This window comes from uncultured Vagococcus sp. (assembly GCF_963518325.1).
Classification (GTDB): domain Bacteria; phylum Bacillota; class Bacilli; order Lactobacillales; family Vagococcaceae; genus Vagococcus_D.
The window spans coordinates 1-15990 of sequence record NZ_CAUQJB010000044.1 but is presented as its reverse complement, the minus strand read 5'-3'; the positions used below and the strand labels follow the sequence as shown (position 1 = coordinate 15990).

Sequence of the window (15990 nt, the reverse complement as noted above, 5' to 3'; positions counted from 1 at the left end):
AAATTGAATGAGTTATCAGTGGTCCAAAGAAAAAAACAACTATTTAGTTGTTTTTTTCTTTGGATTTAATTTTTAGCGCTAAAGATAAGAGTGGAGATGGAGTGTCCTGGGAGAGTGACATGGAACTGTTGCCCGTTTATGGTCGGAATTGAAAGAATTGTTTGACTTGTTAAGTCACTGGAAATGATCCAAATGATATTGTTGTGTCGCCTATCATAGTAAGCGACATTTTCCATCAGGCTGATATCTGATTCTGTCGGAATCATTTCATATCCGGGTCTGACAAAGCGAGCAATTTGACCCATGGCATTTTTGGTTGGCAAGAACCAATATGTCTCACTATCATGGATGGCTAAGGCGACATTTAGTGTTTTCCAAGAGACCATATTTGGGGAATTTTCCCATTCATTAGGCCGCCCGTCCTGATCTAAACACGTCACCCAGTGATAGAAGGAGGAGCAGTTTTGGCGTAGATTGATGATGATTCGATTGGCTCCAAGAGTGCCGTTCTCCATTCCTTCAGTAAGATGAATCGCTTTATCCGGGTATCGCTCGCTGATTTCTTTGATTTTTCTTTGAATCAAAGAAAGGTAATTGTATCCGTGAAAGGCGATTCCGTCGAACTGGCTTAAGCCTGGATCCACACTTTCCAAGCTTTCTAAAAACTCGTCGACATTAAATTCAGGGATAATCCCGCTGCCGGGTGTTGGTAACTCCGTTCCATAATCCCAGGCCCATAATTCAGTCTGGTAATTTTTTTCTTGTAGAATCGTGCTGTTGGCTAATTCTTTTCTTAAACATTTAGCGACTTTAGCTTGCTGGGCCCCTGTTTGAATGCAACTGGGATAGGTTTTATTAACGAGGCCAGGTTCATTCTGGAGCGTTAGGGCATGAATCGGTATGTCTAGTTTGGCGTATTCTTCTACATAGCGTCTCAAGTAAATTGCCCAATTCTCTAAGTGATCGTCTTTGATAAAGCCGCTAATCAGTTTTAAGTCATTATTGACTTCAGTCTCAGAAAATTTTTCTTTCATCCAACCTGGAGGAGACCAAGGTGAGCCCAAGAATTTTATCTCATCCTCAATTTGGAAGTCTTTTGCTAAGGTAAGTAATTCTTTGAGTACCTCAATTAAACCGATTTCAATATCTGGTTGGATGGAGAAATCCTCTTCCCAATTAGGTGCCCCATTTGGAATGATATCATAATAAGAAAAAAGATCTTGTTCGATGGCATTTAAATCGCTTGTACCAATAACTAAGCGAAATTGTGTGAAGCCAGATCCATTAACGGGATCTATCAGTGTGGTAAGGAAGTTACGACGCTGTTCGGCAGTCATTGTCATTAAATGATGAACGGAGGCACCATCTAGTGAGGTTCCGAGACCTCTCATTTTAACAGAAGAATCTACCAGGGAGGACATAGCAAGGGACACCCTCTCTGCTTGTGGAGTGCTTTCGACCCCCTCTTGAAGGGGAATATCTGGCTGTTGAGCAATGACGTATGCCAAAGGGTATTCCTGATCATACCAGGATGTTATATCTGATCCAGTATGCTCAGCTGAGCTCAGATAGTGATGGGCGATTCCTAATGCTACTTCCTCTTGTATCATGGTGAAACAACTCCTTTTTATGGGTTATTTAGATGTATGGGGCCATCTATAAGCCTGTTGCAAGTTAATTATATAATGGTAACGTTAACAAGTCAGTTCCTTTGATGACTTAAATTAGGACGTTTGATGACTTTTTTGAAGGAAGCGTGAAGGTTATGTTCAATGGACTAAAAGCGGTAGAAAAACCGCTATTCAACATTAGTCTCTGTCAAACGGCGGTTTAGCTAAGGGGAGTGGAATCCATCGTTTTTAAATAGTCTTGAGGCGTCACTTGAAATTCGTCTTTTAAACATTTTCGAAAAGATTTAGGATTAGGAAAGCCTGCTTCAAATGAGATGTCGATTAATTTTTTATTGGTCGTTCGCATCAAGTAAATAGCTTGCTCTAGCCTTAATTTATTCACATAGTCCATGATGGTGATCCCTGTAAATTGTTTAAACAACTTAGATAGGTAAGGGACCGTATAGCCCACTTCCTGAGAAATCTGAGCAAGGGTAATGTCTTCAGTAATGTGGTCTTTTATGTAACTAATAATGATAGAATATTTTTGAACGGTTTTTGGTTGCTGCCATTTTTTATTTTTTTCAATGGGAACTAAACAATGGGTGGCCAACTGATACTTAATCAGTGCTAATTTACTTTGTATCAGGAACTGATAGTGAGGTGCTTTTCGTTTATTGGTAAAATAAATACTGACAATTTGTTCACGTAACTGATCTATTAGGGCATCATCCAAACAGTCAGTGGTGGTATTCAATTTTAATACTTCCTTTTCATTATCGTAAAAACTGGATTTAATTTGCAGAACAAAGACTTCATTTTTTACCGTACTTTTTGTTTCATGAGGGACATTGGGATTTAGGGCAATGATATCACCAGCTTGAAGCATATAAGATTGTTGTTCAACCTCAACGAATAAAGATCCGTTGACACAATAAATAATTTCAATACTCTGATGAAAATGCATGGGAATGATTTTTTTGAACTGGTCATTTTGAAACGAAAAAACTTTTGCCATGATGTCTTGGTCAACATCAACATGTTCGTGAATTAGCATGGATTAGCACCAACCTTTTTTTCTAATAGTTGTCATGAGTCGTTGTTTAATTATTGTATCTAATTTAGACGGTCATTGCCAATATTTTTCAGAAATATTGAGAAATGCATATGACACGATTTGGTTCTATATGCTTGCCTAATGGGGGGAGGAGAACTTAAAGAAGCAAGGTTTTTTCGTGATAATGTGGCTAAGTGAGTGTTGAGAATCACGTTTTACTTAAAGTTAGTAGGTGAGTGCAAAACTTGATCAAGTAAGAGGTAGCCGATTCCTAGAGTGGTTTAGTGCTAGCTAGTTCTTGTTACATCTTCACGAGACTTCGATTTGAAGGCGATCAACCGTTAAACTTTTAGCTATAAAAGGGCTGAAAGTCTCACTCTTTGTAAGTGATTGTGGGGGTGGCTCAGTGGGACTATCTGTTCGATTATTTTACGGGAGGTATATCGTAAAAATTTTTTATTTGAAAAATGAAAAAACGATAGAAAAAACGAACGGAATTTAGTACAATAAAAGTGTTAGAGCGTAAGCCCATTGTCGTGTTTTGTTGTTTTCTTGATTTAGGTATTTGTAATCGCTGTCAATAGTGGATAAAAAAACAAGTGTCACTGATGCAAAGGAGTTGTCAAAGGTAAATGGAGGCACTATAATCAAGGTAAACAAAACCAACTGTCCTGATGTCGCTGCAGTATTGAACCAGGATAAAGAGGTGATGTATGGTTCAAGTTAAAGAGAAAGAAGTCACGCCTTTAAACGATGTTTTGTTTAAAAAAGTGTTTGCCACACAAGCAAACAGTCACATTATCATGGGATTTTTGAAAGACATTGCCGGAATAAATGCGGAATCAGTCAAAGTAATCGACCCTTATAACGTCGATACCTATAGTAAAAATAAAGAGAAAAATAACCTTAATTACACGGAAGTAGATCTTGCCGCCACATTGCCCGATTGTCGTCAGATTACCATTGAGCTTCAAGTTGCGCCACAAGGCTATTTTAACCGCCGCTTGTTTTATTACATTGCCGAGCGCTATCGAGCCATGTATGGCAAAGTCAATCAAAGGAACTTACCGACTAAGCAAACAAAGTACGATTCGCTGGAACCCATACACAGCATCAATATTCTGAATTTCATGCTGTTTGACGATGAGTTTCCCGTCGATCATTTTGTCCTCCGTAGTAAACGAGGCAACCGTAAATTTTTAGATGAAAAGGGAGCAGAGATACTGATTATTACGTTTTTTGAGTTAGGTAAAAAGACGAACATGGCATCAAATATTAATCATTGGGTTGACTTTTTCTTAAAAGGAAAGGTCGGACCAGATGCCCCAGATTACATTAAAGACGCCTGTGAGCAAGTTCGTCGCCAAAATTTGACGAGAGGGGAATTGGAAATGGTGAATACAGCAGAAAAAGTCCGTGAAACCCAAAAGTGGATGTTGCTTAATAGTGAGAGACGTGGGATGAAGTTGGGTTTAGAGCAAGGTAGAGAAGAAGGTAGAGAAGAAGGAATAGAACAAGGTAGAGAAGAAGGTAGAGAAGAAGGAATAGAACAAGGAATAGAACAAGGAATAGAACGAGGAATAGAACAAGGTAGAGAAGAAGGTATAGAACGAGGAATAGAACAAGGTAGAGAACAAGGCATAGAAGAAGGAATAGAACAAGGTAGAGAACAAGGCATAGAAGAAGGAATAGGGCAAGGTAGAGAACAAGGCATAGAATTAGGCAAACTGCAAATGGTCAGAAATTTAAAAGAAATAGGCGTACCGATGGAGCAAATGATGAAAGCCAGTGGTTTAACCCGTGACGTGATTGAGAAGTTGTAACAGAAGCAATAACTCGGAGTAGACGAAAGGTCCTCTATCCTTGGCGATTTACCGCTTAGGAATAGCGGACACCGGAAGGGAATTGGAAATGGTGAATGCAGCAGAAAAAGCCCATGAAACCCAAAAGTGGATGTTGCGTAATAGTGAGAGACGTGGGATGAAGTTGGGTTTAGAGCAAGGTAGAGAACAAGGCATAGAAGAAGGAATAGGGCAAGGTAGAGAACAAGGTATAGAACAAGGCAAACTGCAAATGGTCAGAAATTTAAAAGAAATAGGTGTACCGATGGAACAAATCATGAAAGCCAGCGGTTTAAGCCGTGACGTGATTGAGAAGTTGTAATAAATAAGAGTTCAACAAAGATATCATTCTTTGCAGGACTCTTATTTATTGTGCGATAGTGTGAATCAATCACATGCTTTTAGTAGAAAAAAATGATGAGGTTACTTTACAGTAGGGCTATTTTATAAAATTAAGCTATTAACCAATTGCTAGCTAGTTCCTGTTACATCATCACGAGACTTCCCTTTGATCTCAACACATTTTAAACGCTCTTCGATGTCCCTTGCCGCTAATTGCTGCCGTTATTCGTTAGAGATAAGGGTCATCGTAGTAAAGCACTAAGAATTGAAGGCGATTAACCGTTAAACTTCTAGCTGAAAAAGGGCTGAAAGCACCACTCTTTGTGCGTGATTGTGGGCGGCTCAGTGGAACTGTCTGTTCGACTTATTTGACGGATGTGTATAGTTGATAGTTTTTGACAGAAGTGATCCCTATTAATCATCGTGCTTTCCCGACTTAAACTAACACCCCCTACAAAAACAACTCAGTGATCAACTTTTTCTAACGTTATGCGATTCTTTTTATTCAGCTGGAAATCTCATTATGGCACGATTCTTGCTGATTTAAAGACTCCACTAATAACCAGAATTTAGCCCCGTACCTCCAATTAATTTTTCCGTTATTTTACGCAAAACAGCCTTGACATCGCTTACATATTATATTACAATGACCCTGTTAATATAGCCATGAGCAATTAAATAAAAAGGGGCCTCATGAGATGGTTAGAGCCATCTCATGAAGCCTGACCAGACTATACAAGCTAGTCGATCAGTTTTACCCTTGACCGCATTGTTTGCCGGCTCCTTTATTGTACCTAAATAAAGCGTTTTTTTCCAGTCCTTTTTTTAGATGGAGAATGCCTAGGCTTATTTAGGCATTTAATTGGAGATCAGGTGATGAGCGGTGAGTTTGATTAAACTCTTAATCTAGTTGGTAAACGACGTTAGACAAGACAGTCTGATGTCGTTTTTTGTCGTTTTGAGAAGGCGTTGGCCACTAATTCTCGCAAGAAGGACAGATTAAGTGTTGTGGTTTGTTTAACGAAAGGCCAGTGTTACTGTCGTGACTTAAGCAGTGTCGACCTCAATCACTTATCACTAAGTGGGATATAACTTAACGCGCCAAAGCAGACTACACGATATAGCCAATAGTTATTAGAGAGGTTTTATTCTGAGAGGAAGACTTGTTTGAGGTTGAAAACAATGGTTGGTTACAGGTTGGTGATCTTCTGCTTTTCGCGAAAGCAGGAGAATTGCCGATCTAAGTCAGGAATAATGTTGTTGGTCAGTTGTGTTTTGAACGATAGGAGGAAAGTAAGATGAATCTCAAGAGATTAACCAAGCTGATGCTATTACTGGTATCAGTCCTGGTTTTAAGCAGTTGCAGTGGAAGCGACGCTAAACCAGAAAAGAAGATGGTGGAAGTTAGTTTTTGGCATGTTTTTTCGGAAAATTTTGGTGCACCGGTGATTAAAGAGATGGTGGCAGCGTTTAATGACAGTCAAAGTGAGATCAACGTCACAGAAGTTTATAACCCGGATATGTACCCAGGGCTGATGCAGAATTTACAAGCTGAAGTCGCTGCCGGTGAAGCGCCTTCGATTGCGATGATTGGGTATAACTATATCAACTATTTTGCTGATAATTTTGAGTTTGTTGACCCAGAAACGTTAGTGGAAAATCAAGTACCTGAGGACAAAAGGTACTTGGAGGAGACCTTTTTACCAAATATTTTATCTTTGGGGCAAGTGGACGGCAAGCAAATTGGATTACCCTATGCCATCAGTACCCCCATCCTTTACTACAATGCAGATTTGTTTAAGCAAGCGGGACTTGAACCAAAGGCCCCTGTGACGTGGCAAGAGGTCCGGGAGTTGGCACAAATCATTCAGCAAAAGACCGGTAATTTTGGGTTTTACATGCAGGAATACGCGGATAACTGGGCCATCCAAGGTCTATTGGAAAGCAATGGTGCTCGGATATTGACTGATGGCAAAGCTTCCTTTGCTTCAAAAGAAGCCATTCAGGCTTATGAGCTGTTGGCGGATATGGTTCAGAATAAAAGCGCCTTGCACATGGGGGCAGATGAAGGGATTCAAGCCTTTAGTAATGGCAAGGTGGGCATGCTTCTAGGTACCAGTGCTAAAATTGGGACCATTCAAAGGGCCGTTGAGTTCGAACTAAAAGGAGGGACGTTTCCGGTATTTGCGGGCAAAGAACGACGAATTCCAGCAGGCGGGAATTTCTTACCGATTATGGCCAAAGAACCTGAGGAACAGAAAGCGGCCTGGCAGTTTATTAAGTTTATGATGGAACCAGAGTGGTTGGCCAAGTGGTCTGAAAATACTGGCTATTTACCTCCTCGTGAAGAAGTTGCCACTGATCCAGAAGGGTTAAAGGGCTATATTGAAGAGAATGAGCTTTTTGGTATCGCCTTTAAAGAAATGGCTGAGATTCACTCGTGGGTCGCTTTTCCTGATGATGTTGGCGCACAAGCTGAGCAACTCTTTGCCAATACCCGTGACCAAATACTGGATGGCACAGTCAGTGTTGAGAAGGCCTTAAAACAGGCTGAAGACGAGATTAATGGTTGGCTGAAATAAGGAAAGAAGGTGATGATTGTGGCAGTGAAACCCGTCAAGGAAAAATGGCTTCCTTGGTTATTTATCACACCGGCTAGTTTGGCCTTCCTGTTATTTATGTTTTGGCCACTGGTCTATACGATTTATTTAAGTCTCTTAAAGTGGAACATGGTCGCACCAATCAAAGTGCCCGTTGGGTTAGCCAATTATCTCGAGGTGCTGACAGATCCAGTTACCTTGAAATTGTTTGCTAACACGGCTCTTTATCTGGTGATCCTGATTGTGCTTAACTTTCTGGTGCCTTATGTTTTTGCTTTTGTTAATACCTTTGTCATGAAAGGTGGCAAGGGAATCTATAAAATCTTATTATTTATGCCTAGCTTGATATCTCTAGTAGTTGGAGCGATTATCCTGCAGTGGCTTTTTAATCCAGTATCAGGCCCTCTAGGCTTATTGCTTGCTGAGGTGGGCGTGATTCTGCCAGCGTGGTCGAAAACCAATGGGCTGGTGATTGTGGTCATTAGTTTGGTAGCCGTTTTTAAAACCTTTGGCTATAACTTTTTAGTGTTGTTGTCTGGTATGGGAAATGTGTCCACTGAATTGATCGAAGCGGCTCGTTTAAAAAAAACGCCTAATCGCTACATTTTCAGCAAAATTGTCATGTCACTCACTTCCTCTACGGCGGTTTATGTCTTTATCATGAGTATGGTTCAAGGGTTGCAGTATGTCTTTACGCCGATTAAAGTCTTGACTCAAGGGGGACCAAATAACGCCAGTTCTAATATTATTTACGGCGTTTATCAAGAAGCCTTTGGTTATTATAACACCGGTAAAGCTTCGGCTCTATCGATTTTGACCTTATCCCTGTTTGTTTTGTTACTAGTACTGGAGTTTAAGTATGTTGAGAAAGGGGTCTACTATGAAAATTAAGGTCAGGAACGACATGCTTTGGCATCTACTCTTTTGTTTGGTGGTGCTGTTGTTTATTTATCCCTTGATTTTTGCGTTAATGACGTCATTTAAATCTTTAAACGAAGCGGTTAACAGTGGGCTGAGTCTTTTGCCGAAGGAGGTTACGTTTAAGGCTTACGCTAATGTGTTGGCAAAAATTCCTTTTGCTAGAATTACGGTTAATACCTTTATTATCGCGACGATCGTGACGGTCTTTAAAATAGTCACAGGAGTCTTTGCGGCGTATAGTTTCGTTTTTTTTGAGTTTCGAGGCAAGCAAGTCATGTATTTTATTTTAATTAGCACCATTTTTATTCCATTTACCGTTACCATGGTTCCTAATTTTATGACGATTTCAAAAATAGGATTACGGGATCAGCTCCTAGGGGTGGCTTTACCTCAATTGGCTGATGCCACCGGAATCTTTTTATTGCGTCAGCATATGCGGGGGGTGCCAAAGTCGCTGCTAGAAGTTGCCAAACTGGAGAAGGCCTCTCATTTGAAAATCCTACAGTCGATAGTGGTACCCTTGATTAAACCAGCGATTATGTCCATAGGGATCATCTTTTTTATTAACTCATGGAATGAATATGTCTGGCCTGCGTTGATTTTAAAAAGTGAGGCCAATTACACCTTATCACTGGCACTGCAATTGTTCGTTAGTGCCGAAGGTGGCACGGATATTCCAGTTGCCATGGCCATTTCAGTGATGACGATGCTGTTGCCATTAGGGCTCTATGCTTTTTTCCAAAGGTATATTATTGAGACCTTTAGCCAATCGGGAATCAAGGGATAGGAGGGAGTGAACAAGATGAATAGTATCGAGTTTATCGGTGTGACCAAGACCTATGGTGATACGATAATTATCAATGATTTAGATTTAGCCATACGAAAAGGGGAGCGGATGATATTACTGGGACCTTCTGGTTGTGGCAAGTCAACTCTTCTGCGACTGATTAGTGGATTAGAAACTGTCAGTAGTGGCCAGCTGTTACTTAATGGTGAAGTGGTCAATGAGGTGGACAGTGGTGATCGCAGCATTGCCATGGTTTTCCAAAATTACGCCCTCTTTCCCCATATGACAGTTAAAGAGAACATCGGCTACGGGTTGCGGATCAACAAGGTCCCTCGAAGCCAAGCATTGAAACAAATTGGAGATGCCATTGAGATTTTGGGATTAGAAGGGTTGGAGGAACGACTACCAAAGGATTTATCTGGTGGTCAACGTCAGCGTGTGGCCTTGGCTCGTGGGGTGGTTAAACGGGCTGATTTCTTTTTATTAGATGAGCCTTTGTCCAACTTAGATGCCCAGTTACGGGGTCAGGCACGAAAAGAGTTGGTTAATATTCACGAACTGTACGGCCAAACCTTTGTTTATGTGACTCATGATCAAATTGAAGCCATGACCATCGGCGATCGCATTGCCTTATTGAATGAGGGGGTTCTGCAGATGCTAGACACCCCACACAATGTCTATCACCGTCCAGCCAATATTTTTACGGCTAAGTTCATTGGTTCTCCTTCCATGAATATTATGGAAGTAGCCTTAGAGGGAATTCACCTGAAATTAGGGAGTGAGGCTATTCCCTTACCAGAAGATTGGCAGGCACAACTAAAGGGATACCCTCATTCTAAAATTAAAATGGGCATAAGGCCGGAAGATGTTCGTCTGACTAAAAAAGCAGGGAACGCGGCCGTCCCCATTACGATTAAATATGTGGAAGATTATGGCAATCGGGTCGGTTATTATTTTGATGTGGAAGCAGAGATGATTGGGATTATTGCTGAAAAGCGTTATCAAAAAGGGGAGCAGGTCTACTGGCGGCTTACCCCACAAAAATGGCACTTTTTTGACAGTAAAACCAATCGTTCCTTAGGTTACCCAGTGACTTGGAAAGAGAGGAGCTAAGTGAATGATCGCAATTAGTACATTAATTGGTGAGATGGAGGAGATGGAAGCTATTGCTCAATGGATTGACCAGAAAAACGATCCGGTATTGGGGGTCGAGTTAATCGCTTTTACCCATGATGAAGCTTATTGGAAGCGTTTGGTTAATCTTTTGCCAAGGCTAAGCTGCGGCGTTAGTTTTCATGGTCCTTATGTAGGAGTCGAAGGCGCGGCATTACCTGGCAGTCAGGCTCAAGCTGATTTATTTGCCAGCTACGAAAAAGTGATGGCGCTGGCAGCCCAATATGAAGGTCGACACATTGTGTTTCATTATAGCCAAAGAGGTTTTTCTGAAGAAGAACGGCCAACTTATCAGGCGGCAAGTCAAGAAAATATCGCGTATTTATTACAGCGGGCTAAGCATTACGGTGTGTCACTTCTAGTGGAAAATTTAGCCGATCCTCTTGAGGGAAAGCCGTTGTATGACTTATTTGAATTTGAAGAATTGATTGGCCGTTTTCCCGAGATAGGCGTCATCATAGATATCGGTCATGCTATTTTAACGGGAATGTGGCTTAAGCCTCTTATGATCAAATATGGAAAACAAGTCAAAGCCTTTCATTTCCATAATAATAACGGCCTTCAAGATCAACATCGTTCCATAACGGATGGGATAATTGAGTACGATGAGATTGTCCAATTGTATCGGAACCATACGCCAGGTCGGGATATTGTTCTGGAGTATGAACCTCATGTCTCTTTAAGTCATGAAGAGCTGTTGGCACAGGTGGCTTGGGTAAAAGAAAATAGTTGCTTGTAGAAGGAATTGAGAGAATTCGTTGAAAAAGGGTTTGCCTTGAGTAAATGATATACAGGTGCAAACAGGTATCAAACAACGCCAACTCTTATCAATGAACTTTCAGCAAGGAGTTAGCTTGCCAACTGGATTGAATCAAACAAGACACGGGTCAGTAAATGAGTTCGTGTCTTGTTTGATTGATCAGATAACAGGGTTAGTTAGCCTTATTTTAGGTGAACCTCTTTTTTTTTGTTTACTTTTTCTCATAGATAGAGTATCCTGAATATAATTCATTGGTATGAATTATAAAAGAGTGGAATGAAAAGGAGAGTGTCTATGATGAAAAAGATTAAAGATTTTTTTAACATTGTTTTAGAAAAATTTTTAAAAGTGGTGAACACGAAATCAATGATCGCAATCAAGGATGGTTTTATTTTAACGATGCCTGTTACCTTAGTCGGATCATTATTCCTGTTAGTCGCTGAGTTTCCGTTACCAGCTTGGGGAGAGTTAATGGCGAGTATTTTTGGCGCTGGTTGGAAAGAACCATTTTATCAAGTATCAGGGTCAACCTTTGATGTTTTAGCAATTGTTGCTGTTATTGCGATTTCTTATACCTATGCGAAGAATGAAAAGGTAAATGGCTTCAATAGTGCGATTTTATCCTTTGTCTCATTTTTAATTGTGACAGATTCATTTAAAGTGACCGACGCTGGGGAATCAATTGGCGGGGTTATTCCTAAAAATTGGACCGGCGGCAATGGCGTTATTACGGCAATTTTAGTGGCGATTATTACCGCAAAAATCTTTGCTTTCTTCCTTAAACGAAATATTACGATTAAAATGCCTGAAACCGTTCCAGCTGGTGTGACCAGTGCTTTTTCAGCCTTAATTCCAGGTCTGGTTATTATGGCAGGTTCAATGATTATCTTTATTTTGTCAAATAAATTTGCAGGTGTTTCTTTAACGGAACTAATCTTTAAAGTCTTACAAACGCCGTTACAAAACCTATCAGATACCTTGCCTGGTGGTTTGATTATGACGTTTATCATGTCCATTATGTTTTGGGCGGGGATTCACGGTCCGAATATTGTGATGGGTATTATGGGGCCAATCTTAACCGCTAATGCAACTGCCAACCAAGAAATCGTCAATGCTGGTAAAGAATTAGTCGTAGGTGGCAATGCTAAGATTATGACGATTCAACTGATCGATGTCTACGTTAAATTTGGTGGCCAAGGTATTACCTTAGGATTGTTGATTGCGGCGCTACTTGTGGCAAAATCAGCCCAATTAAAAGAAATCTCTAAACTTTCTGTGACACCAGGTATTTTTAACATTAATGAACCCGTTATTTACGGCTTACCGATTGTCTTTAACCCCGTTTTATTAGTGCCTTTTGTTTTAGTCCCAATCGTTGGGGTCTTAATTTGTTATTTTGCCATTCGAATTGGCTTTATGCCACCGTTTCAGGCTGCCACTGTCCCATGGACAACCCCTGTTCTTGTGTCAGGCTTCCTGTTAGGTGGGGTTAAAGGGCTCATTGTTCAACTGATAATCTTAGCAGAGTCTGTTCTTATCTATTTACCATTTGTAAAAAAACTTGATTCTATGTATCATAGTGAAGAGATGGCAAATAAATAAAAGAGGTGTGCGGATTGACAAAGTACAAACAGGTGGCGAAAGCAATTGAAGAAGCAATTAACTCTGGTAAATATACGGAAAAACTGCCCACAGAAGATGTCTTAATTGAGCTTTACGGGGCAAGTCGTAATACGATTCGCAATGCGATTGATTTGCTTGTCGATAATGCCAGACTATACCGGGTTCATGGTAGCGGTATTTACATTAGACAAAACACGGTTGAAAGTGCTATTGACGTGATGCAAATTCGGTCAAGTATGGCTCAGTTCAATCATTCTAAAGTGACGGCGAAAGTGATATCCATTGAAAAAATTGCGGCTGATGAAGACATTGCCAAAGAATTGGTAACCAAGGTGGGCACGATTATTTATCATATTAAACGAGTTCGCTATGTGGATGATTTGCCAACGATGATTGAATATTCCATGATTAACAAAGAAATCATTCCTTATATTGGCCATGAAATTGCTGAAGGTTCTATCTTTGATTATATTGAAAGTGATTTACACTTGAAAATTGGCTTTGCTGATCGCTACCTGACAGCTGAAAAATTATCTCAGGAGGATGCTGAATTATTTGGACTGGAAGCTGGTGATCCCACTTTGGTGAATAATGAAAAAATTTATTTATCAAATGGGTTGCTCTACAATCGGTCGAAAGTTTTTCATCATTATGAGAGAACGAAGATGTATGTGTCTGCAAAAAATTAAGAGATGAGGCAGAAAAATGAGTTTTCCAACGAATTTTTTATGGGGTGGCGCGACAGCTGCCAATCAGTGCGAAGGTGCTTATGATGTAGATGGTCGTGGACTGGCAAACGTTGATGTGTTGCCGATCGGTCCTGATAGATTTGAGATTTTAGCTGGGAAAAGAAAGCATTTTAACTTTGATGATGAACACGTTTATCCAGCTAAAAGAGGCATTGATTTTTACCATCACTACAAAGAAGACATAAAATTATTTGCTGAAATGGGCTTTAAAGTTTACCGTTTTTCATTGGCGTGGACACGGATTTTCCCAAATGGCAATGACGAACAGCCAAATGAGAAGGGCCTGCAATTTTATGAGGATGTGATTAAGGAGTGTTTGAAGTATAACATCGAACCGTTAATTACGATTACTCACTTTGATGTACCAATGCACTTAGTTGAAACCTATGGGTCATGGCGCAATCGCAAATTAATCGAATGTTACGAACGCTTATGTCGAACCATCTTTACTCGTTATAAAGGCATGGTCAAATATTGGTTGACTTTTAATGAAATTAACATGATTTTACATCTGCCATTTATGGGCGCGGGTCTTTGCTTTGAAGAAGGCGAAAATGAAGAGCAAGTCAAATATCAAGCCGCTCATTATGAATTGGTTGCCAGTGCCCTTGCCACAAAGATAGCTAAAGAAATTGACCCTGATATGCAAATTGGTTGTATGCTGGCGGGTGGTGTCTTTTACGCTCAAACCCCAAATCCCAAAGATGTCTGGGCAGTCAGACAAGCGGAAATGGAGAATTATTTTTTTATTGATGTTCAAGCGCGTGGCAAGTACCCTTCATACGCCATTAAAGAATGGGAAAGAAAAGGGATTGAGTTGGATATTACAGAAGAAGACTTAACCTTATTAGCGGAAAACACGGTTGATTTTATCTCATTTTCTTATTATTCTTCTCGGGTAACTGCGGATCAAACGGATGAAGCTGAAAAAACAGCTGGTAATGCGTTTGCTTCATTGGAGAATCCTTATTTATCATCGAGTGAATGGGGCTGGCAAATTGACCCATTAGGATTAAGAATTACGTTAAATGACATTTATCAACGCTATCAAAAGCCCTTATTCTTAGTTGAAAATGGATTAGGTGCGATTGATACGCCTGATGAGAATGATGATGTTGAAGATGATTATCGGATTGATTACTTATCTTCTCATATTCAAGCCATGAGTGATGCGATTAGTCTTGATGGTGTTGAGCTGTTAGGCTACACAACTTGGGGATGTATTGATTTAGTGTCGGCCGGAACAGGTGAGATGAAAAAACGATATGGCTTTATCTACGTTGATTTGGACAATGATGGGAACGGAACGCTTCAGCGTTATAAGAAGAAGTCATTCTCTTGGTATAAGCGAGTCATTGAAACAAATGGCGAAGAACGTTAGAGCTCTTCGACAGTTGTGATTAGAAATGGAGCAACTCTGTCAGTGATGATGGAGTTGTTTTTTTCATATAAAAACACTAATTCTAAAAGGCGATAACCCTATAGAATCAGTGCTTTGAAATATATCGGTATATATGTTTTAGAACCAAACCAAACGTTCGTTTGTTGAAGTATTGGTTACCAAAATCATACCATAGATTAATTATGAATTGTAGGTTTTTTTACACTGTTTCGACGATTTAGATTGTTTCTACGAGAGACGTTATAGACAGTTGTTTCACTTACTTTACATTTCTTAGCAATTTCTTTGACAGGAAGTTCATTTAATTGGTATAGTCGAACGATGTTAGCTTCTATTTTTTCTGGTAATCCCTGATTGCCCAATTTCTTACCTTGGGCTTTGGCTCGTTGCAAGCCTTCTATGGTTCTCATCTTGAGAGAATTCAATTCATATTCACTAAAAACTGAAATCATCTGATAGAACAATATGCCTGATGGTGTAGAGGTGTCAATATTCTCCTTAATGCTGATAAATTCTACCTTATGTTCTTTGAGTTCTTCTATAGTCCGCAGCAAGGTGCTGGTTTTTCTGGCCAGCCTATCCATTTTGTAGACCACTAGACTTACATCATGACCTCCCTTGGAAAGTTTCTTGGCTAATTCTATTGCCTTATTGAACTCTGGGCGGTTGTCGTCCGACCCTGAGTGTCTTTCCTGAAAAAGATAGTCACAGTGTTCTAGGGAGCTTGTTTGGACGCCTAGGCCATATTTCTGGTGTTGCCTAGCATCTTCCGCAGTTGATACGCGAGCGTAGGCAATTTTTACCGAGTCCAGTCTTTCTGATTTTGTAATTTATTCTTTTTTTATTATTTTCATGTTGAAATCCTCCAATATATTAATTTTGTTATTACTTTTACATTGTAGTCGGTATTCATAGAAGAGTAGAATGTTTAGCCAAATAAAGTATTTATAACTTTATGGATCATAGAACATAACACTGTAAGGAGAAACTCGCCAATTAAAATATGCAGTTTGGTCAATAGTAGTTTTATGCTAGTTTCTTAGTTTGATAATCATATTTAAGTTGTAATTCTTAGTGTAAAATTATTCTCGGTAAGACATATTTCTTTCCAAACCAAAAGAAGAC

Annotated in this window: 13 protein-coding genes; 10 read left to right on the top strand and 3 right to left on the bottom strand. The window is 39.9% G+C overall.

Translation table 11 applies throughout. The features are described 5' to 3' along the window. Nucleotides 1-65 precede the first annotated feature (65 nt). Nucleotides 66-1610, bottom strand: coding sequence for a hypothetical protein (locus RWN13_RS21660; protein WP_314067916.1), 1545 nt, complete (start codon nt 1608-1610; stop codon nt 66-68). Nucleotides 1611-1830: 220 nt separating this feature from the next. Next, entirely contained in the window at nt 1831-2667 is an 837-nt protein-coding gene (locus tag RWN13_RS21655; protein ID WP_314067914.1) for an AraC family transcriptional regulator, read from the bottom strand. 713 nt (nt 2668-3380) lie between these two features. Between RWN13_RS21655 and RWN13_RS21650 the strand changes: the two genes are divergently transcribed. The 10 genes from RWN13_RS21650 to RWN13_RS21605 all read left to right on the top strand — a co-directional run bounded on the left by RWN13_RS21650 (nt 3381) and on the right by RWN13_RS21605 (nt 14844). Continuing rightward, nucleotides 3381-4490 (top strand): PD-(D/E)XK nuclease family transposase, encoded by a 1110-nt coding sequence (locus RWN13_RS21650; RefSeq protein WP_314067912.1) that lies wholly within the window; start codon nt 3381-3383, stop codon nt 4488-4490. Between the two features lie 88 nt (nt 4491-4578). Beyond that, nucleotides 4579-4830 carry a hypothetical protein gene (locus tag RWN13_RS21645; RefSeq protein ID WP_314067910.1) on the top strand — a complete coding sequence of 84 codons (252 nt, stop codon included), beginning with the start codon at nt 4579-4581 and terminating at the stop codon, nt 4828-4830. Nucleotides 4831-6148: 1318 nt separating this feature from the next. Continuing rightward, nucleotides 6149-7432 carry an ABC transporter substrate-binding protein gene (locus RWN13_RS21640; RefSeq protein WP_314067908.1) on the top strand — a complete coding sequence of 428 codons (1284 nt, stop codon included), beginning with the start codon at nt 6149-6151 and terminating at the stop codon, nt 7430-7432. 12 nt (nt 7433-7444) lie between these two features. After that, entirely contained in the window at nt 7445-8341 is an 897-nt protein-coding gene (locus RWN13_RS21635; RefSeq protein WP_314067906.1) for a sugar ABC transporter permease, read from the top strand. Beyond that, entirely contained in the window at nt 8331-9158 is an 828-nt protein-coding gene (locus RWN13_RS21630) for a carbohydrate ABC transporter permease (RefSeq protein WP_314067905.1), read from the top strand. The genes RWN13_RS21635 and RWN13_RS21630 overlap by 11 nt, the downstream gene beginning before the upstream one ends. Before the next feature lie 15 nt (nt 9159-9173). After that, the gene (locus RWN13_RS21625; RefSeq protein ID WP_314067903.1) at nt 9174-10271 is read left to right on the top strand and encodes an ABC transporter ATP-binding protein; all 1098 of its coding nucleotides are present in this window, start codon (nt 9174-9176) and stop codon (nt 10269-10271) included. Nucleotides 10272-10275: 4 nt separating this feature from the next. Beyond that, nucleotides 10276-11070, top strand: a complete 795-nt coding sequence (locus RWN13_RS21620; RefSeq protein WP_314067902.1) for a TIM barrel protein — start codon at nt 10276-10278, stop codon at nt 11068-11070. Between the two features lie 315 nt (nt 11071-11385). Further along, nucleotides 11386-12693: a PTS sugar transporter subunit IIC gene (locus RWN13_RS21615; protein WP_314067901.1), complete on the top strand. Its 1308-nt coding sequence runs from the start codon at nt 11386-11388 to the stop codon at nt 12691-12693. Between the two features lie 14 nt (nt 12694-12707). Beyond that, nucleotides 12708-13403, top strand: coding sequence for a GntR family transcriptional regulator (locus RWN13_RS21610; RefSeq protein WP_314067900.1), 696 nt, complete (start codon nt 12708-12710; stop codon nt 13401-13403). A 16-nt stretch (nt 13404-13419) separates the two neighbouring features. Further along, nucleotides 13420-14844, top strand: a complete 1425-nt coding sequence (locus RWN13_RS21605) for a 6-phospho-beta-glucosidase (protein WP_314067899.1) — start codon at nt 13420-13422, stop codon at nt 14842-14844. 197 nt (nt 14845-15041) lie between these two features. On the opposite strand, the gene RWN13_RS21600 is transcribed toward RWN13_RS21605, so the two are convergent. Next, entirely contained in the window at nt 15042-15662 is a 621-nt protein-coding gene (locus RWN13_RS21600; protein WP_314067944.1) for a recombinase family protein, read from the bottom strand. Nucleotides 15663-15990: the final 328 nt, after the last annotated feature.

What these genes read in the sequence shown, in the direction of transcription:
- RWN13_RS21635 (WP_314067906.1), top strand. Translation starts at nt 7,445, where the DNA reads ATGATTGTGGCAGTGAAACCCGTCAAGGAAAAATGGCTTCCTTGGTTA.
- RWN13_RS21645 (WP_314067910.1), top strand. Translation starts at nt 4,579, where the DNA reads ATGGTGAATGCAGCAGAAAAAGCCCATGAAACCCAAAAGTGGATGTTG.
- RWN13_RS21625 (WP_314067903.1), top strand. Translation starts at nt 9,174, where the DNA reads ATGAATAGTATCGAGTTTATCGGTGTGACCAAGACCTATGGTGATACG.
- RWN13_RS21630 (WP_314067905.1), top strand. Translation starts at nt 8,331, where the DNA reads ATGAAAATTAAGGTCAGGAACGACATGCTTTGGCATCTACTCTTTTGT.
- RWN13_RS21650 (WP_314067912.1), top strand. Translation starts at nt 3,381, where the DNA reads ATGGTTCAAGTTAAAGAGAAAGAAGTCACGCCTTTAAACGATGTTTTG.
- RWN13_RS21660 (WP_314067916.1), bottom strand. Translation starts at nt 1,610, where the DNA reads ATGATACAAGAGGAAGTAGCATTAGGAATCGCCCATCACTATCTGAGC.
- RWN13_RS21655 (WP_314067914.1), bottom strand. Translation starts at nt 2,667, where the DNA reads ATGCTAATTCACGAACATGTTGATGTTGACCAAGACATCATGGCAAAA.
- RWN13_RS21620 (WP_314067902.1), top strand. Translation starts at nt 10,276, where the DNA reads ATGATCGCAATTAGTACATTAATTGGTGAGATGGAGGAGATGGAAGCT.
- RWN13_RS21605 (WP_314067899.1), top strand. Translation starts at nt 13,420, where the DNA reads ATGAGTTTTCCAACGAATTTTTTATGGGGTGGCGCGACAGCTGCCAAT.
- RWN13_RS21615 (WP_314067901.1), top strand. Translation starts at nt 11,386, where the DNA reads ATGATGAAAAAGATTAAAGATTTTTTTAACATTGTTTTAGAAAAATTT.
- RWN13_RS21640 (WP_314067908.1), top strand. Translation starts at nt 6,149, where the DNA reads ATGAATCTCAAGAGATTAACCAAGCTGATGCTATTACTGGTATCAGTC.